Consider the following 26,111-nt stretch of genomic DNA (forward strand, 5'->3'; position numbering starts at 1 on the left):
CAATCCTCTATTGGATGCAGACCTCACGGCGGCGGGTTGGCGGAGAGGTTACGCAGCGGATTGCAAATCCGTGAAGACCGGTTCGATTCCGGTACCCGCCTCCAAGGAAAATCAATCACTTAGCTGGAAGATCGTAGCGCGGGGCAGCTGCCGAATAGGGACAGTGTAGCCGCTTTGTCGCCACGCTTCTTAGGAATCAAGAACTGGTGACGAGGGGCCATTAAGGGCTGCTTGTATGGTCGTCAGCATTGACGGAAGCGGCGCGGCACCGGCTGAAGTGCAGCGGCTGCGCGTCGGTCGGGCCGCGTGTTGAAGCTGCATGGGAGCAAGAGATGTTCTTGCGTTACCGTACAAGACGTGCAGTTGCTCGAACAATAATCACAACTGACATAAATTGATAGATGAAGCGTAAGAATGAACATCGGTTAACTTCGAATGGTTAAGTTAGATGAAAGGATCGTAGTGTGGAAGTGATAGAGTGGAACAGCGGCGACAACCTCTGGAGCTTTATGTCGTATTTAAGCGATAGCGGATGCCTTGGTCATGACTTTGTTTTTAGAGGTCACAGCGACGCCGAATGGCGTCTTATTCCATCGCTCTACAGGCACAACTACAATCTGTGGGGACAAAACAAGGAAAAGCTATTTTATAGTCAAGAAGAATATATGGTTTCAGCTTTTTTTAACCGTGGTGCAATCCTTCTCCCAAATTATGAAAGAAGCCCCATTGCCGATAGAGTCATTGCTCAACACTACGGCGTCCCTACGCAACTATTAGATTGGACCTTGGATCCACTGATTGCACTTTACTTTGCTGTAAATAATCTCAACCACAATACAGACTGTGCGTTGTTTTATATTTCTCCCACACACGGTCGAAGATTTGTTAGCCCCGATCTTAGGGTCCAGACTCATTGATCTTCAAAGCCAGAACATGATGGTTGCCGCGAGTGCGACAGCGGACAGGAAGGTCTTGGCGCATCTGTCATAGCGGGTTGCGACCCTGCGCCAGTCTTTCAGGCGACCGAACATGATCTCGATGCGGTTGCGGCGGCGATAGCGCCGCTTGTCGTAGCGGACCGCCTTGCCGCGCGACTTCCGCCCCGGGATGCAAGGGCGTATCCCCTTGTCTTTCAACGCTTCCCGGAACCAGTCGGCGTCGTAACCGCGATCCGCGATCATCCACTCGGCAGCGGGCAAGCTGCCCAGCAGGGCGGCGGCTCCGGTGTAGTCACTCACTTGGCCCGCGGTCATGAAGAACTTCAGGGGCCGTCCCTTGGCGTCGGTAACGGCATGTAGCTTGGTATTGAGCCCGCCCTTCGTTCTGCCAATCAAACGTCCGCGCTGGTCGTCGGGCCCCCTTTTTCGCCCGCAGGCTCGAAGCCGTGCGGTGCGCTTTCAGGTAGGTCGCATCGATCATGATGGTCTTCTGCTCGGCACCCTCGGAGGCCAGTCCTTCCATCATCCTGGCGAAGACTCCCATGTCGCCCCACCGCTTCCATCGGTTGTAGAGCGTCTTCGGAGGTCCATATTCACGCGGCGCATCGCACCATCTCAACCCATTACGATTGATGAAGATTATGCCGCTCAAGACCCGACGATCATCAACCCGCGGCTTGCCATGACTCCTCGGAAAGAACGGCTTCAAACGCTCCATCTGCTCGTCGGTCAGCCAGAAAAGATTGCTCATCATTGCCCCCATCAGTTCGGGAGCGTGAATCACGCAGCCAAGGCGACCGCAAGCCGATTAATGGGTCCTGACCCTAGGCTACCTTGGAGCGATCGCATCACCAGGTTAAATCCTCCTGTGATTGATGAGCGCATACGCATGCAAAAAAGTGTCTTCACAATTCAAAACTACGGCGACCAGGAGGATTTTACACCTTTAGATGAGCGCAATTTAGATCGGTTGGAGATCAATAAAATGGGAAAAGTCATTATAAGGGCTGCATGTAGACGTCCGTTTCTCCAGCAATTGCTCAACTTGGGCGTCGATAGTTCTCTTGTTTACCCCGGCATCCAAGGAATTGGGCAACGGATTGCCGAGGCGGCGATAGTTGGAGTTTCAACTTCATGAGGAACCTGTTGATGGGCTTGTCAGTCAACGTGATTTCTCGGCACAATTTTTCGTGGCCTATCTACATACTCGGGCGCGACAACTTCCCCCATACCCCCGGCGCGACAGTCAGGGATACCCCTTATCGCATTGCAGTTTGAGCGGTGCAGGGCAAGGCGGTTCAACCTGCGTAGGGCCGGTACAAGGCAATTCGAACAGTTGACAGGTAAACAACTCAGACAGCATAAGCGTGACACGAAGTGCGACATACAACTCAACCTCACACTCGGTTATTCAAGCCGCCCAGTGGCTTAGAACAATGGTAGCAGGTCCGGTACCCGCCTCCAGATCCCCGGTATCCTGGTGCGCAGCGTCGTCCCGGCCGGCCCCCTTGCCGGAACGGCGGGCTGGCGGATGTCGCGTTTTCGCGTCAGGCAGCGGTCTTGCGCCGCAGCCGCAGGGACAGTTGCCAAGGGGCGCCATAGGCAAGCCACAGGGCCGACAGCCACCACAGCGCCAGCATCGCCCAGACATCGACCACCATGCGGCGCAGGATGCCCTGGTCGGGCGGGTTCATCTGGAAAGCGTCGCCCAGCACCGACAACAGAACGCAGGCCAGAAACGAGAACAGCCCGCCCCGCCCGATCTGCTGCAGGGCCACCCCCAGCCGGCTGGCGGCCATCCGCTCCATGATGTCGGCAAGGGGGACGGCGACCAGCCAGCTTGCGGCCATGATGGCCATGTAGCGGGTGCCGTCCAGATCCCACTTGCCGATCTCTCCGCCATAGATCAGGCGCAGGGCGTCGCGGAAGGCCAGCGCCGGCGCGCCGATCTTGGCGCCGATGATGATGGCGGTGCCGAACAGGAACATCCCGGCCGAAAGCACCGTCAGCAGCGTCCTGTGCTGCATCAGGACCGGCATCATCTGCCTGCGGAACAAGCCCATCGCGATGCCGGAAAAGAACAGCATCTGCCAGCCGAAGGGATTGAACAGCAAGCCGCCCAGGCGGTGGTTGGGCACGAAGGCGTTCAGCAGCGGCGCAAAGCACCACAGCACGAAGGATCCGGCCGCGAACCCCACCGGATAGCGGATCAGCAGCGGCACCAGCACCGGCACCGAGGCCAGCAGGATCACATAGACGGCCAGCACGTCCAGCAGGTTCGGCTGCAGCCACATGCTGGCCAGCACGCCAAGGAAGCCGAGAGGGTTTTCCAGCACCCAGACCGCATACTGGTGCCAGATCGCGGTATGGTCCATCTCCAGCGCCAGCAGGCCGGCCGACACCAGCGCCATCAGCATCCCGCCGAACACCAGGGCCCGCCAGACCTCGAAGGCGCGGCGGGCAAAGCGCCATTGCGCGGCGCGGCGCCCCTGCTTCATCTCGACTGCCAGCCAGACCATGCCGACCAGGAAGCCCGACAGCAGCACGAACAGTTCCGCCGCGTCGAAGATCGAGAAATTGGCCAGCGTGAACGACCGCAACGCCGAAACCGGCATGTGGTCCAGCATGATGCAGACCAGCGCGTAGCCGCGCAGCATGTCCAGAGCGATCAGCCGCTTCATGAGGGAAGCAGGCTCCATTGCCGCAGCAGCGCGGGGTCGGACACCAGGGCGTCGGTTTCGTCGCGGGTCAGATAGCCGAGGGCCTGCGCCTTGGTGGCCGCATGGCCGATCTTTGCGCCGGCGGTGATGCGCGCCAGGCGCTTGTCGTCGGGCAGGGCCGGGTTTTCGGGAAGCAGCGCCACGTGGCGGTCGATCTGGCCGGGTTCCTCGGCGAAGGCCAGAAGGCCCGGTGTTCCCCTCAGCGGGCGGGGCATCGCCCGCACCACCGCGCTGGCCTCGGTCAGGATGGCCGGGGGATCGCGTTCCTCGGGGGTGACCAGCAGCCCGCGCATCCGCGCCCAGCGGCCGAAGATCGGGCTGGCCGAATAGCGCGAGGTGAGCGGCGACAGGATCAGCCCCGCCAGGATCGGCGACAGCCAGATCAGTTGCGGGGGCGAGAACTGCGCCAGCACGATCAGCGTGCCGAGGCCCAGCCCGACATGCACCCAGTGCCGCGCGATCACCACGTTCCAGTCGGGCATGGATCCGGCGCGCACCTGGGCGTTCCAGCCGCTGTCGCGGCCGCGCAGGATGTCGAAGATCTGGCGCGTCTGGATCAGCATCTGGACCGGGGCGATCAGCGCCGACAGAAGGATCTCGAACAGGGAACTGGCGAAGATCCGCACCGGCCCGCCGGAATTGCGCGCCAGCGGCCGCAGCCAGGCGCGGAAGGTGGCGATCAGCTTGGGCAGCAGCAGAAGCGCCATCGACACCGCGAACAGCCACAGCATCCGCTGGGCGTCGAACACCGGCCAGTCCGGGAACAGCTGATAGGCGGTGGGAAAGTATTCGGGCGTGGACAGCAGCACCGTGGCCGACAGCGCAAGGCCGACCAGGATCAGGGCCAGCCACAGCGGGCTCATCAGGAAGCCCAGGATGCCGATGGTGAAATGGGCTAGGGTGATGGCGCGGGCGCCGCGCATCCCGAACAGGCGCGAATGCTGCAGGTTGCCCTGGGCCCAACGCCGTTCGCGCACGGCCATGTCCAGAAGCGTCGGCGGGCAGCCCTCGAAGCTGCCGCGCAGATCGTGGTCCAGCCGGACCTTCCAGCCGGCCCGGCACAGCGCCGCCGCCTCGACGAAATCGTGCGACAGGATGGTGCCGCCGAAGGGCGGCTTGCCGGGCAGGCGCGGCAAGCCGCAGGCCGAGGCGAAGGCCGGCAGGCGGATGATGGCGTTGTGGCCCCAGAAGTTGCCGGTGTCGCCCGACCAGGCGGAAACGCCGCGCGCGATCATCGGGCCATAGACCCGGCCCGCGAACTGCGTCAGGCGGGCAAAGATCGTCTCGCCCCCCACCAGGACCGGCATGGTCTGGATCAGCGCCAGCCGCGGATCGGCGTTCATGCGCGCCGACAGCGCCCGGATCGTGGCGCCGGTCATGATGCTGTCGGCATCCAGCACCACCATCTGATCGTAGCGGCCACCCCAGCGGCGGATGAAGTCGCCGATGTTGCCGGTCTTGCGGTCCTCGTTGGTGATGCGGCGGCGATACCAGATCGGCAGGGGCGACATGCGGCGGGCCGCGTCGATCACCAGCGTCTCGTTCACGGCCACGACCGGATCGCGGGTGTCGGACAGCACGAAGATCTCGGCCCGCTCGCCCAGGCCCTCGCGGTCAAGCTCGCGCGCCAGGGCGGTCAGCAGGCCGATGCTTTTCTGCGCGTCCTCGTTGTAGATCGGCATGACCACGACCAGGCGGGCCGTGTTCGGCCCTTCGGGCGTGGTCAGGCGCGGCGCGAACAGGCCCGCCAGCACGTTGCAGAAGGAAAACCCCACCCAGGCGAAGGTCGGCACGAACAGGACCAGCAGCGCCCATTGCATCGGCGTCGGATCGTCGCCGAAGGTGCGCAGCATCTGCTGAAAGCCGATGACGGCCAGGGCCGCGGTGCCGCCGAAGGCGACCAGCCGGGCCATCCAGACGCGCCAGCCGTCGTGGACGCGCGGGAAGGCCGGTTGCGGCGGCGCCCCGAAATCCTGCACCGGCATGGCCAGCGGCGCTTCGGCCGGAGTGGCGGGCAGCCGGTGGCAGTCCGCCAGGACGCGCGCCCGACTCATGCGGTCCAGCGCGCGAGCCAAGTTTCGCTTTGCGCCACGCCCTCGGGCGAGGTCAGCACCGCCTGCAGGTCGGCCAGCATCGCGTCGCCCGGCTCGAACTCGAAGGCCAGGCGCAGGACGCCCTGGTCGGCCAGCGGCTTCAGGTAGGCATGGGCGATCCGTCCCGCCGAGGTAGTCACCTGCGATTGCGGCATCGCGTCGGTGAAAAGCGACAGGTCGAAATCGACGATGACGCTGCGCGCGGCTTCGGAATTGATGGACCGGCCGCTGCGCACCTGCCGGACCTTGGCCAGCGGCAGGTCGTTGGCCGGCAGCCCCGAGAAGATCAGCCGATAGCGGAAGTCGTGGCGCCGGTCGCGGGCCAGCGGCTCTTTCGGCACCCAGAAGCTGACGATGTTGTCGTTGAACTCGTTCTCGACGGGGATCTCGACCAGGCGCACCTCGCCCTCTCCCCAGTTCTCCTCGGGCTCGATCCAGGCCGAGGGACGCAGGTGGTAAAGCGCCTCGGCGTCCTGATAGTTGTCGAAGTCGCGGCTGCGCTGCACCAGACCGAAGCCCCGCGGATTGTTGTCCACGAAGGACGAGATCTGCAGGTTTTCGTGCGCCCCCAGGGTCCGCCACAGCGCCTGCCCGGCGCCCGTATGCATGGCCAGGCCGTCGCTGTCGTGAACGGCGGGGCGATAGTCGTCAACCTCGCGGCGGCTTGCCGGGCCGAACCAGAACATCGATGTCAGCGGCGCAAGACCGGTGCTCTGCAGATCGACGCGCGGGAACAGCGCGGCCCGCGTCCGCACCACCGTCGCGGCACCCGGATTGACGTCGAACTGATAGGCGCCCGCGACGGACTTGCTGTCCAGAAGCGCGTAGATGCGCACCCATTCCGATGTCTCGGACGGTTCCTGGATCCAGAAGTCGGTGAACAGCGGGAACTCCTCGCCGTCGGGGCTGCCGGTCTTGATGGCAAGCCCGCGCGCCGACAGGCCATAGATCGTCCCGCGCGCCACGGCGCGGAAATAGGTGGCCCCCTGGAACACCAGGAACTCGTCCATCACGCCGGGGCGGTTCAGGATGGTGCGCAGCCGGAAGCCCGACCAGCCCATGTCGCCCTTGTTCTGCAGATCGGCGCCCTCGGGGAACTGCGAGGGATCGAACTCCAGCATCGCCGGGTCGAATTCAAGCCGCTGCGGCACGCCGTCGCGCACGATGCTGATGTTGACCGGCTCGTAGAAGATCGCGCCGGGCGGCAGCAGATCCATCCCGAAGCGCGGGTTGCCCGCGAAGGGGTCAAGATCGCGGCGAAAGCGGATCGCGCGGTACTTGTCATAGGTCAGGTTGGCGAAACTGCCCACCTGCTCGGCAACCGGCTGTTCGTAAACCCGGGTTGCGCGATCCGCGGCCATAGAGGCCACGTCCTCGAATCCGAAGGTGGCCGGGGCCGGAGGGGTGTCTTTCCCCTCGCCGGCCGATGCCGCCTCGTCCGGTGCTGTCTGCGCCTGCGCAGGCACGGCCATGAACGACCCTCCTGCGGCCAAGGCGGTCGCTGCGTTGAGAAAATGACGGCGTTTCATGTCGGGTGATGGTTACCAAAAACCGTTTCAATATAAGGGGGCTGCGTCGCCGCAGCAAGGCAGAAGCCTGACGTGCGACGGTCCAGCCGGCGCCGACCGGGCAGCCGATGCCCCGCCCTGCGGCTTTCCGCCTAATGCCGCGCCAGCCATTCGGTGACCGGACCGCGCAGGTTGGGCAGCCCGGCGTCCAGACCTGCGTCGATCACCTCGCGCAGGCCGGTCAGCGACACCCGCCGGATCAGGTGCTTGACCGGCCCGATCGAGGCCGGGCGCATCGACAGGCGCGGGATTCCCAGGGCGGCGAAGGTCAGCGCCTCGACCGGGCGGCCGGCATCCTCGCCGCAGAAGGACAGCGGCACCCGCGCCTCCTCGCACCGCTCGATGATCTGGCGCAGAAGCAGCAGGAAGGAGGAACTGAGCGTGTCATAGCGGCGGCGCACCCGTTCGTTCTCTCGGTCGGCGGCAAAGAAGAACTGCTTGAGATCGTTGCCGCCGATCGACACGAAGTCGCACATCTCGAAGAACTTCCGGGGCGCGAAGGCCAGCGAGGGGGTTTCCAGCATGGCCCCCACGCGGATGTCGGTGGGCATGGCATGGCCCAGCCGCTGTTCGCGCGACAGCTCGTGCATCAGGATCTTGTAGGCGGCCTCGTATTCGCCGATGTCGGCGATGAACGGGAACATGACGTGCAGCGGCCGTCCCGCCGCGGCGCGGATCAGCGCCTGGATCTGCATCCGCAGGATCCCGCGCTTGTCCAGCCCCACCCGGATCGCACGCCAGCCCATGGCCGGATTGGGTTCGTCCTGCGGCTTCATGTAGGGCAGCACCTTGTCGGACCCGATGTCCAGCGTGCGGAACATCACCGGCTTGCCCTGCGCGTTGTCCAGCACCCGGCGATAGAGTTCGGCCAGTTCGCGGCGGCGGGGGACGTGGCTGCGGACCAGGAACTGCAATTCGGTGCGGAACAGGCCCACCCCCTCGGCGCCCGACCCCGCCAGCGAGGGCAGGTCGGCCATCAGGCCCGCGTTCATGTAAAGCTGCACCGTCGTGCCGCAGGTCGCGGTGGCAGGCAGTGTCCGCAGGCTGGCATAGCGGTTCTGCGCCTCGGCCTGCATGGCGATCTTGTCCAGGAAGGCCTTGTGGACGCTTTCCTCGGGGCGAAGATGGACCACGCCATGATCGCCGTCCACCAGGATGGTGTCGCCGTTCAGCGCCTCGGTGGTGATGCGGGCGGCGTGGATGACCAGCGGGATCGCCAATGCGCGGGCGACGATGGTGGCATGGCTGCCCACCGATCCGTCCTCGAGCACGACGCCCTTCAGGCGGCGGCCGTATTCCAGCAGTTCCGCAGGGCCGATGTTGCGGGCAACCAGGATCGGGTTGTCGGGCATCTGGGCGCCGGTGTCGGCCCCCTGCCCGGTAAGGATCCGCAGCAGCCGGTTGGACAGGTCGTCCAGATCGTGCAGCCGTTCGCGCAGATAGGGGTCGGCGGCCCGTTCCAGCCGCGCCCGCGCCGCCGACTGTTCCTTTTCCACAGCGGCCTCGGCAGACAGGCCCAGATGGATGTCCTCCTCCATGCGCTTCAGCCAGCTGCGCGAATGGGCGAACATGCGATAGGTTTCCAGGACGGCGGCGTGTTCGCCCTCGCCGCCCATGTCGGCCGCCGCCACCATCTTGTCCACGGTGCTGCGCAGCATCGCCACGCCCTCGTTCAGGCGCGCGAGTTCCCGGTCGGGATCGTCGCCCACCGGGTTCGTCACCACGACGCGCGCCTCGTGCAGCCAGACCCGGCCCTCGGCCGCCCCCTCCTGCCCGGTCGAGCCGCGGATCAGCAGCGGAAAGCGGTGCTTGGGCGGCAGCGAATCGGACTGGCCGCCCTGGAAGGCGCCCAGTTCCGCCATTTCAGCCAGCACCATGGCCACCACTTCCAGGCCATAGATCTCGTCTTCGGAAAACAGCCGCGCCTCGCGGCACTGGACCACCAGAACGCCCAGCCGTTCCCCGACCCGCTGGATCGGCACCCCCAGAAAGGACGGGAACACCTCCTCGCCGGTTTCCGGCATGAAGCGGAAGCCGGGTTCGGAGGGAGCGTTGGCGGTGTTCACATAGCGCCCCGTGCGCGCCACCCGCCCCACCAGCCCCTCGCCCAGGCGCAGGCGGGTGCGGTGGACGGATTCCGGCCGCAACCCCTCGGTCGCGCAGAGTTCGAGCGTCTGGGCATCGCGGAACAGATAGATCGAACAGACCTGCGTTCCCATCGAATCGGCGATGTGATGGGTGATCTGGTCAAGCCGGTCCTGACCACCGCCGGCGGCAGCCAGGATGTCCTTCAACCGTTTCAACAGCTTGCGTGAATCGCTGTCCTTGCGGTCCTGCATCGCCCGCCTGCCCTGCCTTGCTTTGCCCCGCAGATGCCATCCGGCACGCCGTCAGGAAGATATCAGGCCGCTTCCAGGCCAAAGGCATCATGCAGCGCCTGCACGGCCAATTCCATATATTTGCGGTCGATCAGCACCGAAATCTTGATCTCGCTGGTGGAGATGACCTTGATGTTGACGTTTTCATCGGCCAGCGCCTTGAACATCCGGGCGGCCACGCCGGCATGGCTGCGCATCCCGATGCCCACCACCGACACCTTGGCCACCTCGGTGTCCACCACCAGTTCGTCATAGGCGATCTGCCCGGCGGCCTTGGCCTCCTCCATCGCCCGCTTCGCACGTTCGACCTGGTTGATCGGCACCGAGAAGGTCATGTCGGTCACCGAACCGGGATGGTTCTCGTAATCCTTTTCCGAGATGTTCTGCACGATCATGTCCACGTTCACGCCCGCCTCGGCCAGCGGCGCGAAGATCGCGGCCGAGATGCCGGGCCGGTCCTCGACCGTGACCAGGGTGATCTTGGCCTCGTCCCGCGAGGAGGCGACGCCGTTGACGACTTTCGATTCCATGATTTCCTCCTCGGCACAGATCAGCGTGCCCGAATTTTCGGTCGTTTCCTCGAAGGACGACAGCACCCGCAGCCGCACCTTGTAGCGCATCGCCAGTTCGACCGACCGGGTCTGCAGGACCTTGGCGCCCAGCGACGCCAGTTCCAGCATCTCCTCGAAGGCGATCCTGTCCAGCTTGCGGGCCTTCGAGGTGATGCGCGGATCGGTGGTATAGACCCCGTCCACATCCGTGTAGATGTCGCAGCGTTCGGCGCCGAAGGCGGCGGCGAAGGCGACGGCCGTCGTGTCCGAGCCCCCCGGCCCAGCGTGGTGATGCGCCCGTCCGGCCCCAGCCCCTGGAAGCCCGCGACCACGGCGACCTTGAAGCCCTCGGCGAACTTCTGGTCGATGTTGGCGCGCGGGATGTCCACGAAGCGGGCTGCGGAATGCTGGGCGGTGGTGTTGATCGGCACCTGCCAGCCCTGCCAGCTGCGCGCCGGAACGCCCAGTTCCTGCAAGGTCAGCGCCATCAGCCCGGCCGTGACGTTCTCGCCCGAACTGACGACGGCATCGTATTCGCGCGCGTCAAACAGCGGCGAGGTCTGTTCCACCCAGCCCACCAGTTCGTTGGTCTTGCCCGACATGGCGCTGACGATCACGATGACGTCATAGCCGCGCTCGACCTCGCGCTGCACCTTCAGGGCAGCGTTCTTGATGCGGTCCAGATCCGCGACCGACGTGCCGCCGAATTTCATCACCAGAAGCGGCATCGCGAGGCCTCCAGCCAGGGGTTTCTGCTGGCCGCGGCTTTTAGGGGCGGGGGGCGGAACCGCAAGGGCGGAAAGGGAATAGCCGCGCCTGCCCTGCCGATCAGTTCGTCTTCTGGCGCGGGATGAAGGGCAAGGGGGCCACCGGCACCCCGTCCTCAAGCAGCTTGCGGGCCTCGTCTGGCCTTGCTTCTCCGTGGATCGACCGGCGGGGGATGCGGCCTTCGTGCATGGCGCGGGCCTCGTCGGCGAATTTCAGGCCGACATAGTCGCTGTTGGCCTCGACCTGCTGGCGCAGGGCCTGCAAGGCGGCCTCCAGGGGGTTCGGGGCAGGCCCCGCCTTGCGTTCCGAGGCGACCGAGGGCGCCATCAGCGACTTCCGGACCTGCGCCGATCCGCACTGGGTGCAGGCGACGTACCCGGCCGCAAGGGTCGTCTCGAACGCATCGGACGACCGGAACCAGCCGTCGAAGTCATGGCCTTTCTCGCAGCGCAGCGCATAGCGGATCATCGGTTAAGAACCCCTTCCTTCCCCGCCTATATCGGATCGGCCGGGCGGCCCTGCAAGTTCCCGCAGATGCGCGATCAAAGCGGCGGGATCGCCGGCGCGACGGTCCAGCACCAGGCGCGCCGCCCGCCCCACCTGCCGCGCCCGGTCCGGCGCGTCGGCAAGCCCGGCCAGTTGCCCGGCCAGGCTGCCCGCATCGACGGCGATCGCCCCACCCGCGGCGTCGAGGGCGGCATAGGCCTCGCGGAAATTGCCGACATGGGGGCCGTGCAGGATCGCGCAACCGTGGGCGGCGGGCTCCCACGGGGTATGGCCGCCCCGGTCCGCCAGGGACCCGCCCACGAAGCAGAGCCCGGCTTCGCCATACCAGCGGTCCATTTCCCCCAGGGTATCGGCCAGCAGCACCTTTTCCCCCGCCGCGCCGCGCGACCGGCGCCCGTGGGCGATGCCGCGTTGCGCCAGCAGGGCCGCCACCGCATCGCCGCGCTGCGGGTGACGGATGGCCAGGATCAGGCGCAGGTCGGGGTGGCGGCGGCGGGCCAGGGCCCAGGCGTCCAGAACCGCGGCCTCCTCTCCCTCATGCGTCGAGGCCGCCAGCAGCGTCCTGTCGCGATCCGCCGAGGGCGGCGGCAGCGTGATCCCGGCGGGGCTCAGCAGCTTCAGATCCAGCCGCGGCAGGATCGCCCCGGCAGGAACCCCCAGCGCCCCAAGCCGCCCTTCGCTGTCGGCATCCTGGGCCGACAGGGCTGCCAGCCGCCCCAGCACCGGCCCGATCAGCCCCGGCAGCCGTGCCCATCTCCGGGCAGACCGTTCCGACATGCGCGCGCCGATGACCGCCTGGGGGATGGCGCGCCGCGCCAGGGCCCAGGATCGCAGCGGCCAGAACTCGGCCTCGACGGTGATCTGCAGGCGCGGCTGCACCTGATCCAGGAACCGCGCCAAGGTGCCGGGCAGATCCAGCGGCGCCAGCCGTGCCGGCAGGCCCCAGCCGGCCGCCCTGTCCCGCCCGGTCAGGCTGTTGGCCGTCACCAGCACGCGATGCGTGGCCGCCAGGGCTTCTATGACCGGCCGCGCGGAAGTCAGCTCTCCGACCGAGGCGCCGTGGATCCAGATCTCGGCCGGGCCGGCGCCGTCCAGCGCCAGACGCTGGCGCAGCGCCTCGGACCGGCCCAGACCGGCGCGCAGGCGAAGGACGTGTTCAAGAAGGCCACCGGCCGCGCGATGCATCATGCACTGGCTATAGCCCATGCCGCATCCGCCATGAAGCACCCCCTGCCGGGGGGCCGCCCGTCCGCAACGCAGCCAAATGGGAAGGATACCCGCACGCGATGGGCCGGACGCGCCGGCAGCGCGTCGTGATGGGGGGATCATGAGGGGAAGTGGCGGACCCGGAGCGATTCGAACGCCCGACCCCCAGATTCGTAGTCTGGTGCTCTATCCAGCTGAGCTACGGGTCCGTCATAGGGCGGTCATGTAGACGGCTGCCGGGGGGATGCAAGGGGGTCGGGCGGAAAAAACGCCGGGCGCGGGGTTGTCACGCCCCCGCCATCCGCGCGGCCGGAAGGATCGCCACGTCGCGCGGGATGTGGATCATGAACTCGCTGCCCTCGGCATCGCTGCGCACCAGCTCCAGCCGCCCGCCATGACCGCGCACCAGATCGGCGGCGATGGTCAGGCCCAGGCCCGTGCCGCCCTTGCGGGCGCTGCCGGCGAAGGGCTTGAACAGGTATTCCCGGGCCCTGTCCGGCAGGCCCGGCCCGGTGTCGCCCACGCGGATCCACCAGTCGCTGTCGCTTTCGCCGGCGCCGATCTCGACCGTGCCGGGCTGGCCGGTGCCCTCGATGGCCTGGCGGGCGTTGCGGGCAAGGTTGGCAAGGACGCGGAACAGCTGGTCGCGATCGGCCCGGATCATCAGGCTGGGCGGAATGTCGCACAGGAACTCGACCTTCGGGCCGTCGCCGCTGGCCAGGGTCTCGGCCTCGATGACCTCGGCGGCCAGTTGCGCCAGGTTGAAGCGCGACAGCGTCGGCGCAGGCTCCTCGGCCCTGCCGAAGGCCAGGGTCGTCTCGCACAGGTTCACGGCGCGGCTGATCGAATTGACCAGCTTGGGCGCCGCCCGCCTGACCTTGGGATCGCCGCTGTCCTCCAGCCGGTCGGCGAAGATCTGCGCGGTCGTCAGGATGTTGCGCAGGTCGTGGCTGATCTTGGCCACCGCCTCGCCCAGCTGCGCCATCCGCTCCCTCTGCTTCAGCGACGAGGTCACGGTCTTCTGCATCGTCTCGAGCGCGGTTTCCGCGTCGCGCAGTTCGGCCAGGCGGGCGTCGGGGATGATGATGTGGCGCGGATCGCCCGGCGCCTGGGCATAGGACACCATGTGGCTGATGACGCGCCGGATCGGCACCAGCACCAGACGCTGCACGGCCAGGTTCAGAAGGATCGCCGTCAGGATCGAGAAGGCCGCCGACAGCAGCAGCAGGCGGAAGCCGTATTCGATCATGCCGGTGCGCAGCGGCGCCGTCTCCATGGTGATCTCGATCAGCTGGCCGGCCTGGTTCACCGGGGCGCCGATGACCCGGATCACCTCGTTCTGGCGGTTCACAAGCACCCCCAGCGCGTCGTCGATGCTCTGGAACACGCCCTGTTCGCGCAGGTCGTAGGTCTGGGCGACCGGCCCCGGGATGGGCGAGGACAGCACAAGCTGGCGGATGTCGTCGCGCCGCAGGACGACGTTGAAGACCCCCGCATTCTGCAGCAGTTCCGATTCCAGGTCGGCGGCCAGGGATTCATCGGTCGCCAGCAGCGCAAGGCTGGCGATCTGCGCCCGCTCCAGCCGCGATTCGAGGTAATCCAGCCGAAAGCTGGCCAGCGCCGGAAGCAGGATCAGCACTTCGGCCAGCATGACGAAGATGATCGTCAACGCGGCGAATCGGCCAGAGATCGTGTTCAGTTGCATGCACTCTTGATGGTCAGCGCCCGAGGATGCGCGTGTTTCAGCCCGACCGGCCCCCGCTTGCGCATCAAACGAATGTGATCTTTCGCAGGTTCCGGCGGGGATTTCCAGTCACCTGCGCGAAACCGCGACTTGCCGGTTGACGGACCGGCCCCCTTCCTCTATCCAGCGGGCTTCGAACAACCGGCGCGTCCGCGTGCGGGGTGAAGCCTTGCTTCCTTGCCCCGGCTGCCCGCCATCCGCAAGACAAGATCCCGGAGAACGACCATGAAGCGCACCTATCAACCCTCGAATCTCGTTCGTGCGCGCCGCCACGGCTTTCGCGCCCGCATGGCCACCAGCGGCGGCCGCCGCGTGCTGAACGCGCGCCGCGCCAAGGGCCGCAAGCGCCTGTCGGCCTGATCCCGTGCGGCGGGACCGTCCCGCCCGATCCAAGGCCCTGCCGATGCCGCCCCTGCCCCATCCCGGTGCCTCAGAGCGACCTGCGGATGACGGCACGGCGGCATTTCGCATGTCGATGCCCCCGGTCATCGCCAAGCGGGCGGACTTTCTGGCCGCGTCCCGCGCGCTGCGCCAAGGGGCGCCCGGCTTCCTGCTGCAGGCCCGCGACCGGGGCGACGGGGCGCCGTTCCGGGTGGGCTTCACCTGTTCCAAAAAGATCGGCAACGCGGTGATGCGCAACCGCGCCAAGCGCCGCCTGCGCGAAGCGGCGCGGCTGCATCTGCCCCAGGGCGCGCGGCCTGGCTGGGACTATGTGCTGGTCGGCAGGCCGGATGCGACGATCGGCCGCGCCTTCGCCGACCTGTGCGCCGACCTGCGCCACGCGCTGCGGAAGATCCACGGATGAGCCCGCTGGCCTCTCTGCTGGCCCTGCCGGTCCGCGCCTACCGGCTGCTGGCCTCGCCCTGGATGGGGAAGGCCTGCCGCTTCCAGCCGACCTGTTCGGCCTATGCGCTGGACGCGCTGTCGCGGCACGGGGCGCTGCGGGGCGGGTGGCTGACGGCGCGGCGGATCGCGCGCTGTCATCCCTGGGGCGGCTCGGGCTATGATCCGGTGCCGGGCGCCGATCCCGATCACGACCGCCTTGGATGAAGGGCCTTGCCATGCTGGACGACACCGACGACCTGACCGAGATCCACCCGCTGTTCGCGGGCGCGCCCTCCTCGACCGAGTTCCGCAAGCTGCGCAAGCGCCTGGTGCGCGAGACGCGGCAGGCGATCGAGGATTACGGCATGGTCCGCCCCGGCGACCGCTGGCTGGTCTGCCTGTCGGGCGGCAAGGACAGCTATACCCTGCTGGCGGTGTTGCACGAACTGAAATGGCGCGGGCTGCTGCCGGTCGATCTGCTGGCCTGCAACCTGGACCAGGGCCAGCCGAACTTCCCCGCGACCGTGCTGCCGACCTTCCTGAGCGAACGCGGCGTGGCGCACCGGATCGAATACCAGGACACCTATTCCATCGTCACCGACAAGATCGCTCCGGGCGGGACCATGTGTTCGCTGTGTTCGCGGCTGCGCCGGGGTAACCTGTATCGCATCGCCCGCGAGGAAGGCTGTTCGGCCGTCGTCCTGGGCCATCACCGCGACGACATCCTGGAAACCTTCTTCATGAACCTGTTCCACGGCGGCAGGCTGGCGACCATGCCGCCCAAGCTGCTGAACGAGGACGGCGACCTGACCGTGCTGCGCCCCCTGGCCTATGTGGCCGAGGCCGACTGCGAGCGGTTTTCCCGCGCGATGGGCTATCCGATCATCCCCTGCGACCTCTGCGGCAGCCAGGAGGGCCTGCAGCGCGTTCAGGTCAAGCGCCTGCTGGACGAGTGGGAAAGCCGCACCCCGGGCCGCCGCCAGGTGATGTTCCGGGCGCTGATGAACGTGCGCCCCTCGCACCTGCTGGACCCCGGGCTGTTCGATTTTGCCGCGCTGTTCCCCGGCGCCAAAGCGCCTGACCCCGGCCAGGCGCCGCGGCTGCGCGACTAGGACGGACGCTGCGGATGCTGGCCACGGCGGCCAAATACGCTTGACCTTTAGCCGCCCCTTCTGTTGAAGCGGCGCGACCGACGCGAAAGGCTTTGCTGGCATGGAAGACAACAACCGCAATCTGATCCTGGCGACCGTCCTGTCGTTCCTGGTGATCCTGGTTTGGTACACGGTCTTCGCGCCCGAACCGCCCCTGCCCGCAGAACAGCCGGTCGCGGTCGAAACGCAGACGCAGGACATCCCGCTGGCCAACCCCGAAAGCAGCACCCTGCCCGCCGATCTGGGCGCGCCCGCCGAACCCGCCACCCAGGCCGGCCGGGTCGAGATCCAGACGCCCTCGCTCTCGGGCTCGATCTCGCTGGTGGGGGGGCGGATCGACGACCTGCTGCTGACGAAATACCGCGAGACCCTGGACGAGGATTCGCCCAATGTCCGCCTGCTGTCGCCGTCCTCGGCCACCGCCACGCAGGCGATCGCGACGGGCGCGGCCAAGCCCTATTACGCGATCTATGGCTGGACCCCCGGCCCCGGCGTCGATCCCGCGCTCGTTCCCGGCCCCTCGACCGTCTGGACCGTGGAAGCCGGCGACACGCTGGCCCCCGGCCAGCCGGTGACGCTGGCCTGGGACAACGGCTCGGGCCAGATCTTCCGCCGCACCTTCGCGGTTGACGAGGATTACCTGTTCACCGTCACCCAGTCGCTGCAGAACAACGGCGACGCCGCCTTCACCGCCGCCCCCTACGGCATCATCGCGCGCCACGGCCGCCCCGACACGCAGAACTTCTTCGTCCTGCACGAGGGCGCGGTGGGGATGCACGACGGCACGCTGATGGAGCTGAAATACGACGACATCGCCGAACTGGACGCAGTGGAACGCGAAGGCCGGGCCGAGGTGAACGAGGTCACCAACAACGGCTGGATCGGCTTCACCGACAAGTACTGGATGACCACGCTGGCCCCCGCGCCCGGCCAGGCCTTCACCTCGGTGGTGAAATACGCCGAAGGCGCGGACATCTATCAGACCGAAGCCCGCTACCCGATGCAGAGCGTCCAGCCGGGAACGCAGGTCAGCGCCGCCAGCTACCTGTTCGCCGGCGCCAAGGTCTGGGAGACGATCAACGCCTACGAGGAAAGCCCCGGCATCCAGGGCTTCGTGGATTCGATTGACTGGGGCTGGTTCTACTTCCTGACCAAGCCGATCTTCCGCCTGCTGCACTGGCTGCACGGCATGATCGGCAACATGGGCTGGTCGATCATCGCGCTGACCTTCATCCTGAAGATGCTGGTCTTCCCGCTGGCGCGCAAATCCTACATCTCGATGGCCAAGATGAAGGAGCTTCAGCCCCAGCTGGAGGCGCTGAAGGAACGCACCGGCGACGACCGCATGAAGTTCCAGAAGGAAATGATGGAGCTTTACAAGCGCGAGAAGGTCAACCCGGCCGCCGGCTGCCTGCCGATCCTGCTACAGGTGCCGATCTTCTTTGCGCTCTACAAGGTGATCTTCGTCACGATCGAACTGCGCCACGCGCCTTGGATCGGCTGGATTCAGGATCTGGCCGCGCCCGATCCCTCGTCGCTGTGGAACCTGTTCGGGCTGCTGCCCTTCGCGCCCCCCGCCCAGGGCACGCTGCTGCATTCGCTGTCGCTGCCGGCGCTGGCGATCGTTCTGGGCATCAGCATGTGGCTGCAACAGCGCCTGAACCCGACGCCCGCGGATCCGGCGCAGAAGATGATCTTCGCCTGGATGCCCTGGATCTTCATGTTCATGCTGGGCGGCTTCGCCTCGGGGCTGGTGCTGTACTGGATCACCAACAACCTGATCACCATCGCGCAGCAATACACGATCATGTCGATGCACGGCCACCGGCCCGACCTGTTCGGCAACATCAAGTCCTCGATCCCCACCCGTCCGAGGAAGGGCAGCAAGTGACGGCGCGCCTGGCCCATATCCGCCGCCACCCGATCAAGTCGATCGGCGGCGAGGGGCTGGACCGCGTCACCCTGACCGCCGCGCGCCGTCTGCCCGGCGACCGCGAATGGGCGGTGCTGACCGAGGCCGGCGAACGCCACGCGCGGGCCGGCCAGGCGGCGGGCGAACCCGACCGCTGGCTGCCCAAGTCCTGCTTCCTGCGGGGCGTGCAGTCGCCGGGCCTGCAGGCCGTCACCGGCGGCTGGTCAGCCGGTCGCCTGACCCTGCGCCAGCCGGCCCGGGGCGATCTGACCATCGACCCTGAAACCGAAGGCGACAGGCTGGTGGACTGGCTGCGCCCGCTATGGCCGGCCGACGCCCCCGCGCCCACCCGGCTGGTGCGCGGTGCGGCGATCTGGACCGACCAGAAGTGGCCCTGGATCTCGATCCTGTCGCTGGCCAGCCTGGCGGATCTCGAGGCGCGGGCCGGGTTGCCCCTGGGCCTGCACCGCTGGCGCGGCAACCTGTGGATTGAGGGCTGGGAGCCCTGGGCCGAACGCGACCTGATCGGCCGGATCATCCGCATCGGCACGGTCGAGTTGCGCGTCACCCAGCATGTCGGCCGCTGCGAGGCGACCTCGGCCGATACCGGGACCGGCGAACGCGACATCGATATGCCGGACGCCCTCGACCGCCTCTACGGCCACAGCGATTTCGGCATCTTCGCCGAGGTGGTGACCGGCGGGGACATCGCCCTTGGCGATCAGGTGGCCGCATGAAGGTCGCCTTTCCCGTCGCCCCCGAACCCGAGGCCGACCAGGCCGAGGCCGCGCGCCTGCTGTTCACCGGGCCGGTGGACTTCCTGAAAGGCGTCGTCGCGATGGACGGCTTGCCGCCCGCCGACCGCCCCGAGGTCTGCTTCGCGGGACGCAGCAACGCCGGCAAGTCCAGCCTCATCAACGCGCTGACCGGCCGCAAGGGCCTGGCGCGGGCCTCGAACACGCCGGGCCGCACGCAAGAGATCAACTACTTCACCCTGGGCGACCACAGCTATCTGGTGGACCTGCCGGGCTATGGCTTCGCCAAGGCGCCGGTCGCGGTCGTCGCCCGGTGGCAGGCATTGCTGAAATCCTATCTGGCGGGCCGCCCGACGCTGCGGCGCGCCTTCTGCCTGATCGATTCGCGCCACGGCGTGAAAGCCGTCGATCACGAGATCATGACCCTTCTGGACCGATCCGCCGTGCCCTTCCAGGTGGTGATGACCAAGGCCGACAAGCTGGGCCCCAATGCCCTCCGGCCGGTCCTGGACCAGGTCGAGACCGAATTGCAGAAGCATCCCGCCGCCTTCCCCCAGATCGTCGTCACCTCGTCCGAGAAGGGCCAGGGCATCGCCACGCTGCGCGCGATCATCGCCGGGCTGGACTGAACGCGACTGGACTGATCCGGCGTAGCGTCCTAGGGTCCGGCCGTCGAAAGGGGCCTTCAAGGATGAGAACGCAAGACATGGACCGCGACTGGACCGCCACCGCCAGAACCCTCTCCGAGGCCCTGCCCTACCTGCAGCGCTATTCCGGCGCGGTCGTCGTCGTGAAGTTCGGCGGCAACGCGATGGGCGACGACGACGCGATGGCGGAATTTGCCCGCGACATCGTGCTGATGAAGCAGGTCGGCATGAACCCCGTCGTCTGCCACGGCGGCGGGCCGATGATCAACGACCTGCTGTCCCGGCTGGGCATCGAAAGCACCTTCGTGCGCGGCAAGCGCGTGACCACCAAGGACACCGTCGAGGTGGTCGAGATGGTGCTGTCGGGCCTGGTCAACAAGCGCATCGTCCAGGCCATCAACGACGCCGGCGGGCGGGCCGTAGGCATCAGCGGCAAGGACGACGATCTGATGGTCTGCGAGGCGGACGATCCCGAACTGGGCTTCGTCGGACGCCCCGTCGAGATGAACGTCCAGATCATCCGCGACCTCTACAAGGCCGGCCTGATCCCGGTGATCGCCCCCGTCGCCACCGGCATGGCCGACAACGAGACCTTCAACGTCAACGGCGACACCGCCGCAGGCGCCATCGCCGGCGCGCTGCGCGCCGACCGGCTGCTGCTGCTGACGGATGTCGCGGGGGTCAAGGACAGGACCGGCCAGATCCTGACGCAGCTTCACCCCGACCAGGTCCGCGCCATGATCGCCGACGGCACCATCACGGGCGGCATGATCCCCAAGGCCGAAACCGCGCTGAAGGCGCTCCAGGACGGCGTGCGCGCGGTGGTGATCCTGGACGGCCGCGTTCCCAATGCGACCCTGCTGGAGCTTTTCACCGAACACGGCGCCGGCAGCCTGATCCGGTCCACGCCCCCCAGCACCCGCCCCCGCGGCCTGCGTCAGGGCGAGGCTTCGTTGTAACGGGGCGGCCCGCCTTGCCGAAGGCGCAGCGCCTGTGGCAGGCTGTCGTGCAAACAGGCATGACACGGGGACAGACCGCATATGACACCGCTTGGACACCGACGGCTGATCCTGACCCGCCATGCCAAGTCGGCCTGGGATGACCCGGGCCTGGCCGATCACGACCGGCCGCTGAACGATCGCGGCCGCCGCTCGGCCCTGGCGCTCGGCGACTGGATGGCCTCGCGCGGCTACGAGCCCGAGGAAGTGCTGTGTTCCTCGGCCGCGCGCACGCAGGAAACCTGGGCGACCATCGCCAGCGCACCGCTCGAGGTCCGCCCCCTGCTGCGGATCGAGCCCGGCCTTTATCAGGCGGGGCCCGAAAAGATGCTGGCGATCCTGAAGACCGCGACGCGGCCCACGGTCATGATGCTGGGCCACAACCCCGGCATTTCGGAATTCGCGGCGCTGCTGCCCGCCCGCCTGCCCCTGGACCCGGATTTCCGCCGCTACCCGACCGGCGCGACGCTGGTGGTGGATTTCCAGATCGAGGACTGGTCGCAGGTCGAACCGGGCCAGGGCAGCGTCATGGATTTCGTGCGGCTGGACGGGCGCCACTGACCATCGGGCCTGCGGCCTGCATCTTCTGTGCGCAAATATCCTCGGGGGGTCCGGGGGCGAAGCGCCCCCGGGCGGTCCGCCGATGATTCCCCGCAGGTGGCTCAGTGCCCCAGGATCTGGGACAGGAACAGCTTGGTGCGTTCCGACTTGGGGTTGTTGAAGAACTCGTGCGGCTCGTTCTGCTCGACGATCTGTCCCTGGTCCATGAAGATCACCCGGTTCGCCACCGCCTGGGCGAAGCCCATCTCGTGCGTGACGCAGATCATCGTCATGCCTTCCTCGGCCAGCTCGATCATGGTGTCCAGAACCTCCTTGATCATCTCGGGGTCCAGCGCCGATGTCGGCTCGTCGAACAGCATGATCCTGGGCTGCATGCACAGCGACCGGGCAATAGCCACGCGCTGCTGCTGGCCCCCCGACAGCTGGCCGGGATACTTGTGCGCCTGTTCGGGGATCTTGACCTTTTCCAGAAACCGCATGGCGGTTTCCTCGGCCTGGCGGCGCGGCACCTTGCGCACCCAGATCGGCGCCAGCGTGCAGTTCTCCATGACGGTCAGGTGCGGGAACAGGTTGAAGTGCTGGAACACCATCCCGACCTCGGAGCGCACCTTGTCGATGTTCTTGATGTCGTCGGTCAGCTCGATCCCGTCCACGACGATGTGGCCGGACTGATGCTCCTCCAGCCGGTTGATGCAGCGGATCAGGGTGGACTTGCCCGACCCCGACGGCCCGGCGATGACGATGCGTTCGCCCCGGTACACGGTCAGGTTGATGTCGCGCAGCACATGGAAGGATCCGAACCACTTGTTCATGTTGCGGATGTCGATCGCGACCTCGTCGCTGACCTGCATGTGGCTGCGGTCGATCTGGCGGGTGGAATTGTCGCTCATGGCGGGGTCCTTACCTGTGGTCGCGGGCCAGCCGGCGTTCGAGATACATCGAATAGCGCGACATGCCGAAGCAGATCAGAAAGAAGATGAGTCCGACGAAGATGTAGGGCTCCCAGTAGATGCCCTTCCACGAGGTACTGGCCCGCACGGCATCGGACATCGACTTCAGCGGATCATAAAGGCCCACGAAGGTCACCAGCGTGGTGTCCTTGAACATGCCGATGAAGGTCGAGACGATCCCCGGGATGCTGATCTTCAGCGCCTGGGGCAGCACGATCAGGCGCTGCGCCTTCCAGTAGTCCAGGCCCAGGGCATCCGCCGCCTCGTACTGGCCCTTCGGCAGGGCGGCAAGGCCGCCCCGGATCACCTCGGCCATGTAGGCCGCGGAAAACAGCGTCACCATGATGATGACGCGCAGGATGATGTCGAAATTCGTGCCCGGCGGCAGGAAATAGTTCAGCAGCAGCGAGGCCACGAACAGCAGCGCGATCAACGGAACCCCGCGGATGAACTCGATGAAGATGACGGCCAGCGACTTGACCAGGAACATGTCCGACCGCCGCGCCAGGGCCAGCACGATCCCCAGGGGCAGCGACAGCGCGATCCCGGCGATGCCGATGGTGATGGACAGCAGGAAGCCCCCGAAGCGGTCCGAGGCGACGGCCGGGATCGACAGAGAGACGATGCTTTCCGCGTCCCGGGCCGCCTCGGCCGAATAGCCGATCCACCACAGCAGCGGGATCGCCAGGGCCGCGGCGACCGCCGCGATGGGGGACAGGGGCTGAAGCACCCGCCAGGCGACCCAGCCCAAGGCCGGGCCGACCAGCACCATGATCGGCCCCCAGGCCGAGCCGCCCCACAGGAACCAGACGCCCATCAGCGGATACAGGACGGAAAATATCAGCAGCCAGGACACGCGGCGCTCGGACACCAGCAGCCCTGCGATCAGGACCAGCGCCGCAAAGACCAGCCAGGCCGCGGGCGCGTCCAGCCAGACCATCAGCCCCAGCGTCAGCACCGTCGTCGTGCCCAGCACGATCCGCCGGATGCCCGGCGCCTCCGAGAATAGGACCGGCGCCAAGGCCAGGAACAGCAGGCCGAAGGCCATCGTCGGACGCCAGTACAGTTCCGACGGATAGAACCCGTAGACGTACTGGTTCCAGCGTTCCCGGATGACCGCCCAGCAGGCCCCGCGCGCCCCCTCGCCCCAGCGTTCGGCGATGATCTGGCGGCATTCGGCAAGACTGCCGGCGTTCCAGACGGAATGGGCGAACCAGTCCCAGAAATGGCTGACCACGAACCAGACGATCAGGATGCCCAGGATGGTCAGGACCGTGTTGACCGGCCCCGAGAACAGGTTTTCGCGCAGCCAGCGGACGGACCCCGCCTGGCGCACGGGAGGGTCGGCGGGGGGCAGCATCGTGTCGCGCACGAAGGGGACGGTCTGGGCATGGGTGTCGCTCATCCTACCGTTCCTTCAGCTTGACGCGCGAGTTGAAGATGTTCATCCCCGACGAGATGATGAGGCTGAGAACCAGATAGACGCCCATCATCAGCAGGATGGCCTCGAGTTCCCGCCCGGTCTGGTTCAGCGTCGTGCCCCCCAGCGTCCCCTTGATGTCCATGTAGCCCACCGCGATCGCCAGCGAGCTGTTCTTCGTCAGGTTCAGGTATTGCGAGATCAGCGGCGGGATGATGACCCTCAGCGCCTGCGGCAGGATCACCAGGCTCATGGTGCGGCGGGGACGCAGGCCCAGAGCGAAGGCGGCCTCGGTCTGGCCGCGGCTGACGGCCTGGATGCCGGCGCGCACGATCTCGGCGATGAAGGCGCCGGTGTACAGCGTCAGCGCCAGCCACAGCGCGACCAGGCTGTTCTGCACGTTGAGCCCGCCCGTGAAGTTGAAGCCGCGCAGTTCCGGGGTCTCGAAATGCAGGCCGAAATACCAGATCAGCAGCAGCGACGGAACCGTCATCACCGCAAGGCTCATCCACCAGGTGGTGGGACGCTCGCCGGTCTGGTCCTGCACGCGCTGCGCCCAGGCGCGGATCATGCGGCGCACGAACCAGCCGCCGACCAGGACCACGACGAAGGCGATGGTCGCCCAGTTGACGGTGATCCGCGCGCCCAGATCCAGGCTGCCCGGATCGTTGGTCATCGCCAGCGTCGGGATCGCGGTATAGCGGTTGGTCAGCGCCACATGGTCGAACAGGATCATGCTGGCCGCCGGATCGTCGCCGCGGAAGGCGTTGGGGGGCGGCATCACCTCGGTGAAGATGGCGAAGACGATCAGGATCCACAGCAGCAGGGGGACGTTGCGGAAGGCCTCGACATAGACGGTCATCAGCCGGGCGATCAGCCAGTTGTTCGACAGCCGGGCCACGCCCGCGATGATGCCCACGAAGGTCGCCGCGATGCAGCCCAGGATCGCCACGATCAGCGTGTTCAGCAGGCCGACCACGGCGGCGCGGAAATGCGTGTCGTCTGCGGTATAGGGGATCGGCGTCTGGGGGATGTCATAGCCGGCCCGCTGCCACAGGAAGCCGAAGTTGAAGTCCTTGCCCAGGGCCTCCAGGTTGCGGATCGTGTTGTTGACCAGCCACCAGGCCAGGGCCATCACCAGAATGAACACGATCACCTGGAAGGTCATCGACCGGTAGCGCCGATCATAGATCAGCATGCTGGGCCGAAACGGCGGGCTCGCCGGCGCGGAGATGTCCGTCATTCGATCTTTACCCCTGCAGCCGGTCATGCCTTTCATGGCTGCGTTTGTCGCGACCGGTCTTTTGTGGTGATGCGCAGGGGCGCGGCCGCCCCCCGCCTTGTCGTGGAACCCTCAGCGGAAGGGCATCGCGTACATCAGGCCGCCCTGCGTCCACTGGGCGTTCAGGCCGCGCGCCAGGCCGATGGGGGTCTGTTCGCCGATATTGGCCGCGAAGATCTCGCCATAGTTGCCGCTGGCCATGATGGCGCGCTTAGCCCAGTCCTTGTCCAGGCCGATCATCGCGCCCAGATCGTCGGTCACGCCCAGCAAACGCTGCACCTCGGGGTTCTGCGAGGAACTGGCGAGTTCCTCGACATTGGCAGAGGTGACGCCGTATTCCTCGGCCGCGATCAGCGCGTAAAGCGTCCAGCGCACGATGTCGCCCCAGTTGTTGTCGCCGTGGCGCACCGCCGGCCCAAGCGGCTCCTTCGAGATGATCTCGGGCAGGATGATGTGGTTCTCGGGGTCGGCGAAGGCCGCGCGCGTCGCCGCCAGGCCCGAGGCGTCGGTCGTGTAGGCGTCGCAGGCGCCGGCCATGTACTGCTGCTCGCCCTCGGCGTTGCTGTCGATGTTGACGGGCTGATAGCTCATGTTGTTGGCCTTGAAGTAGTCGGCCAGGTTCAGTTCCGTGGTGGTGCCGGTCTGGATGCAGATGGTCGCGCCGTCCAGTTCCTTGGCCGAGGTCACGCCCAGATCCTTGCGCACCATGAAGCCCTGGCCGTCGTAGTAGTTCACGCCCACGAAATCCAGCGCCAGGTCGGTATCGCGCGAGAAGGTCCAGGTCGAGTTGCGCGCCAGCACGTCCACCTCGCCCGAGGACAGCGCGGTGAAGCGCGTCTGGCCGGTCGTCGGCACGTATTTCACCTTGGACGGATCGCCCAGCACGGCGGCGGCGACGGCCTTGCAGATATCGACGTCGAAGCCCGTCCAGTTGCCGTTCGCGTCCGGCGCGGCGAAGCCCACGAGGCCGGTGTTCACGCCGCAGTTCAGTTCACCGCGCGCCTTCACGTCTGCCAGCGTGTCGGCCATGCCGGCACCGGCCATCAGCGTGGCGGCGGCGACAGAACCCAGGAATACCGAAGTCTTCATTTCTACCCCTTGTGTTGGATGCCGCCCCTTTCCGGGGCGGGCGAGGCC

Annotated in this window: 23 protein-coding genes, 2 tRNA genes and 1 pseudogene; 12 read left to right on the plus strand and 14 right to left on the minus strand. The window is 66.7% G+C overall.

All coding sequences use genetic code 11. The annotated features are described in order from the left end of the window. Window positions 1-30 precede the first annotated feature (30 nt). A tRNA-Cys gene (locus ACZ1HC_RS02015) sits at window positions 31-104 on the plus strand. A gap of 360 nt (window positions 105-464) precedes the next feature. Further along, window positions 465-917 carry an FRG domain-containing protein gene (locus tag ACZ1HC_RS02020; protein WP_472698528.1) on the plus strand — a complete coding sequence of 151 codons (453 nt, stop codon included), beginning with the start codon at window positions 465-467 and terminating at the stop codon, window positions 915-917. A gap of 3 nt (window positions 918-920) precedes the next feature. Here ACZ1HC_RS02020 and ACZ1HC_RS02025 read toward each other — a convergent pair. Then, window positions 921-1,689 (minus strand): IS5 family transposase gene (locus tag ACZ1HC_RS02025; protein ID WP_472698529.1). Its coding sequence is split into 2 segments (ribosomal slippage): window positions 921-1,353 and window positions 1,352-1,689, totalling 771 coding nucleotides; the frame shifts between segments, so codons are not numbered across the junction. A 24-nt stretch (window positions 1,690-1,713) separates the two neighbouring features. Here ACZ1HC_RS02025 and ACZ1HC_RS02030 point away from each other — a divergent pair. Then, window positions 1,714-2,076, plus strand: a complete 363-nt coding sequence (locus ACZ1HC_RS02030; protein ID WP_472698530.1) for a hypothetical protein — start codon at window positions 1,714-1,716, stop codon at window positions 2,074-2,076. 409 nt (window positions 2,077-2,485) lie between these two features. Here the strand turns inward: ACZ1HC_RS02030 and opgC are convergent, their stop codons facing one another. From opgC to ACZ1HC_RS02075, 9 genes and pseudogenes are all read right to left on the minus strand, one after another. Beyond that, a complete protein-coding gene (gene opgC / locus ACZ1HC_RS02035; RefSeq protein WP_472698531.1) occupies window positions 2,486-3,619 on the minus strand; it encodes an OpgC domain-containing protein in 1,134 nt (377 codons plus the stop codon). Next, the gene (gene mdoH, locus ACZ1HC_RS02040) at window positions 3,616-5,712 is read right to left on the minus strand and encodes a glucans biosynthesis glucosyltransferase MdoH (RefSeq protein ID WP_472698532.1); all 2,097 of its coding nucleotides are present in this window, start codon (window positions 5,710-5,712) and stop codon (window positions 3,616-3,618) included. Before mdoH ends, opgC begins: the two co-directional genes overlap by 4 nt. Continuing rightward, the gene (locus tag ACZ1HC_RS02045) at window positions 5,709-7,223 is read right to left on the minus strand and encodes an OpgD/OpgG family glucan biosynthesis protein (protein ID WP_472698533.1); all 1,515 of its coding nucleotides are present in this window, start codon (window positions 7,221-7,223) and stop codon (window positions 5,709-5,711) included. The genes mdoH and ACZ1HC_RS02045 overlap by 4 nt, the downstream gene beginning before the upstream one ends. A 188-nt stretch (window positions 7,224-7,411) precedes the next feature. After that, window positions 7,412-9,658, minus strand: coding sequence for a phosphoenolpyruvate--protein phosphotransferase (ptsP, locus tag ACZ1HC_RS02050; RefSeq protein ID WP_472698534.1), 2,247 nt, complete (start codon window positions 9,656-9,658; stop codon window positions 7,412-7,414). 62 nt (window positions 9,659-9,720) lie between these two features. Then, a pseudogene (locus ACZ1HC_RS02055) lies at window positions 9,721-10,976 on the minus strand (aspartate kinase). Between the two features lie 100 nt (window positions 10,977-11,076). Beyond that, on the minus strand, window positions 11,077-11,484 hold the full coding sequence (locus ACZ1HC_RS02060; protein WP_472698535.1) for a DUF1178 family protein: 408 nt from the start codon (window positions 11,482-11,484) through the stop codon (window positions 11,077-11,079). Window positions 11,485-11,487: 3 nt separating this feature from the next. Beyond that, window positions 11,488-12,729 (minus strand): 3-deoxy-D-manno-octulosonic acid transferase, encoded by a 1,242-nt coding sequence (locus ACZ1HC_RS02065; protein ID WP_472698536.1) that lies wholly within the window; start codon window positions 12,727-12,729, stop codon window positions 11,488-11,490. Between the two features lie 132 nt (window positions 12,730-12,861). After that, a tRNA-Arg gene (locus ACZ1HC_RS02070) sits at window positions 12,862-12,938 on the minus strand. Between the two features lie 77 nt (window positions 12,939-13,015). Further along, window positions 13,016-14,434 carry a sensor histidine kinase gene (locus tag ACZ1HC_RS02075; RefSeq protein ID WP_472698537.1) on the minus strand — a complete coding sequence of 473 codons (1,419 nt, stop codon included), beginning with the start codon at window positions 14,432-14,434 and terminating at the stop codon, window positions 13,016-13,018. A 264-nt stretch (window positions 14,435-14,698) separates the two neighbouring features. Between ACZ1HC_RS02075 and rpmH the strand changes: the two genes are divergently transcribed. The 9 genes from rpmH to ACZ1HC_RS02120 all read left to right on the plus strand — a co-directional run bounded on the left by rpmH (window position 14,699) and on the right by ACZ1HC_RS02120 (window position 21,322). Next, window positions 14,699-14,833 carry a 50S ribosomal protein L34 gene (gene rpmH / locus ACZ1HC_RS02080; protein WP_103172990.1) on the plus strand — a complete coding sequence of 45 codons (135 nt, stop codon included), beginning with the start codon at window positions 14,699-14,701 and terminating at the stop codon, window positions 14,831-14,833. 109 nt (window positions 14,834-14,942) lie between these two features. After that, entirely contained in the window at window positions 14,943-15,278 is a 336-nt protein-coding gene (gene rnpA, locus ACZ1HC_RS02085) for a ribonuclease P protein component (RefSeq protein ID WP_472698538.1), read from the plus strand. Then, window positions 15,275-15,523, plus strand: a complete 249-nt coding sequence (gene yidD, locus ACZ1HC_RS02090) for a membrane protein insertion efficiency factor YidD (protein WP_472698539.1) — start codon at window positions 15,275-15,277, stop codon at window positions 15,521-15,523. Before rnpA ends, yidD begins: the two co-directional genes overlap by 4 nt. An 11-nt stretch (window positions 15,524-15,534) precedes the next feature. Continuing rightward, window positions 15,535-16,410, plus strand: coding sequence for a tRNA 2-thiocytidine(32) synthetase TtcA (gene ttcA / locus ACZ1HC_RS02095; protein ID WP_472698540.1), 876 nt, complete (start codon window positions 15,535-15,537; stop codon window positions 16,408-16,410). Between the two features lie 100 nt (window positions 16,411-16,510). Then, a complete protein-coding gene (gene yidC / locus ACZ1HC_RS02100; protein WP_472698541.1) occupies window positions 16,511-18,340 on the plus strand; it encodes a membrane protein insertase YidC in 1,830 nt (609 codons plus the stop codon). Then, window positions 18,337-19,098 carry an MOSC domain-containing protein gene (locus tag ACZ1HC_RS02105; protein ID WP_472698542.1) on the plus strand — a complete coding sequence of 254 codons (762 nt, stop codon included), beginning with the start codon at window positions 18,337-18,339 and terminating at the stop codon, window positions 19,096-19,098. Before yidC ends, ACZ1HC_RS02105 begins: the two co-directional genes overlap by 4 nt. Continuing rightward, window positions 19,095-19,745, plus strand: coding sequence for a ribosome biogenesis GTP-binding protein YihA/YsxC (gene yihA / locus ACZ1HC_RS02110; protein WP_472698543.1), 651 nt, complete (start codon window positions 19,095-19,097; stop codon window positions 19,743-19,745). The genes ACZ1HC_RS02105 and yihA overlap by 4 nt, the downstream gene beginning before the upstream one ends. Before the next feature lie 77 nt (window positions 19,746-19,822). Then, complete coding sequence (gene argB / locus ACZ1HC_RS02115; protein ID WP_472700756.1) at window positions 19,823-20,722, plus strand: acetylglutamate kinase; 900 nt, start codon at window positions 19,823-19,825, stop codon at window positions 20,720-20,722. A gap of 81 nt (window positions 20,723-20,803) precedes the next feature. Further along, window positions 20,804-21,322 (plus strand): SixA phosphatase family protein, encoded by a 519-nt coding sequence (locus ACZ1HC_RS02120; RefSeq protein ID WP_472698544.1) that lies wholly within the window; start codon window positions 20,804-20,806, stop codon window positions 21,320-21,322. Between the two features lie 101 nt (window positions 21,323-21,423). On the opposite strand, the gene ACZ1HC_RS02125 is transcribed toward ACZ1HC_RS02120, so the two are convergent. From ACZ1HC_RS02125 to ACZ1HC_RS02140, 4 genes are all read right to left on the minus strand, one after another. Continuing rightward, window positions 21,424-22,212 (minus strand): amino acid ABC transporter ATP-binding protein, encoded by a 789-nt coding sequence (locus ACZ1HC_RS02125; RefSeq protein WP_472698545.1) that lies wholly within the window; start codon window positions 22,210-22,212, stop codon window positions 21,424-21,426. Window positions 22,213-22,222: 10 nt separating this feature from the next. Next, window positions 22,223-23,677, minus strand: coding sequence for an amino acid ABC transporter permease (locus ACZ1HC_RS02130; RefSeq protein WP_472698546.1), 1,455 nt, complete (start codon window positions 23,675-23,677; stop codon window positions 22,223-22,225). A gap of 1 nt (window position 23,678) precedes the next feature. Beyond that, a complete protein-coding gene (locus ACZ1HC_RS02135; protein WP_472698547.1) occupies window positions 23,679-24,935 on the minus strand; it encodes an amino acid ABC transporter permease in 1,257 nt (418 codons plus the stop codon). Window positions 24,936-25,046: 111 nt separating this feature from the next. Further along, window positions 25,047-26,063, minus strand: coding sequence for an amino acid ABC transporter substrate-binding protein (locus ACZ1HC_RS02140; protein WP_472698548.1), 1,017 nt, complete (start codon window positions 26,061-26,063; stop codon window positions 25,047-25,049). Window positions 26,064-26,111 lie beyond the last annotated feature (48 nt).

This window comes from Paracoccus sp. BR5-17, assembly GCF_055693925.1.

Coding starts and splice junctions, on each gene's coding strand:
- opgC (WP_472698531.1), bottom strand. CDS start 3,619: ATGAAGCGGCTGATCGCTCTGGACATGCTGCGCGGCTACGCGCTGGTC.
- mdoH (WP_472698532.1), bottom strand. CDS start 5,712: ATGAGTCGGGCGCGCGTCCTGGCGGACTGCCACCGGCTGCCCGCCACT.
- ACZ1HC_RS02045 (WP_472698533.1), bottom strand. CDS start 7,223: ATGGCCGTGCCTGCGCAGGCGCAGACAGCACCGGACGAGGCGGCATCG.
- ptsP (WP_472698534.1), bottom strand. CDS start 9,658: ATGCAGGACCGCAAGGACAGCGATTCACGCAAGCTGTTGAAACGGTTG.
- ACZ1HC_RS02060 (WP_472698535.1), bottom strand. CDS start 11,484: ATGATCCGCTATGCGCTGCGCTGCGAGAAAGGCCATGACTTCGACGGC.
- ACZ1HC_RS02065 (WP_472698536.1), bottom strand. CDS start 12,729: ATGGGCTATAGCCAGTGCATGATGCATCGCGCGGCCGGTGGCCTTCTT.
- ACZ1HC_RS02075 (WP_472698537.1), bottom strand. CDS start 14,434: ATGCAACTGAACACGATCTCTGGCCGATTCGCCGCGTTGACGATCATC.
- rpmH (WP_103172990.1), top strand. CDS start 14,699: ATGAAGCGCACCTATCAACCCTCGAATCTCGTTCGTGCGCGCCGCCAC.
- rnpA (WP_472698538.1), top strand. CDS start 14,943: ATGTCGATGCCCCCGGTCATCGCCAAGCGGGCGGACTTTCTGGCCGCG.
- yidD (WP_472698539.1), top strand. CDS start 15,275: ATGAGCCCGCTGGCCTCTCTGCTGGCCCTGCCGGTCCGCGCCTACCGG.
- ttcA (WP_472698540.1), top strand. CDS start 15,535: ATGCTGGACGACACCGACGACCTGACCGAGATCCACCCGCTGTTCGCG.
- yidC (WP_472698541.1), top strand. CDS start 16,511: ATGGAAGACAACAACCGCAATCTGATCCTGGCGACCGTCCTGTCGTTC.
- yihA (WP_472698543.1), top strand. CDS start 19,095: ATGAAGGTCGCCTTTCCCGTCGCCCCCGAACCCGAGGCCGACCAGGCC.
- argB (WP_472700756.1), top strand. CDS start 19,823: ATGGACCGCGACTGGACCGCCACCGCCAGAACCCTCTCCGAGGCCCTG.
- ACZ1HC_RS02120 (WP_472698544.1), top strand. CDS start 20,804: ATGACACCGCTTGGACACCGACGGCTGATCCTGACCCGCCATGCCAAG.
- ACZ1HC_RS02125 (WP_472698545.1), bottom strand. CDS start 22,212: ATGAGCGACAATTCCACCCGCCAGATCGACCGCAGCCACATGCAGGTC.
- ACZ1HC_RS02130 (WP_472698546.1), bottom strand. CDS start 23,677: ATGAGCGACACCCATGCCCAGACCGTCCCCTTCGTGCGCGACACGATG.
- ACZ1HC_RS02135 (WP_472698547.1), bottom strand. CDS start 24,935: ATGACGGACATCTCCGCGCCGGCGAGCCCGCCGTTTCGGCCCAGCATG.
- ACZ1HC_RS02140 (WP_472698548.1), bottom strand. CDS start 26,063: ATGAAGACTTCGGTATTCCTGGGTTCTGTCGCCGCCGCCACGCTGATG.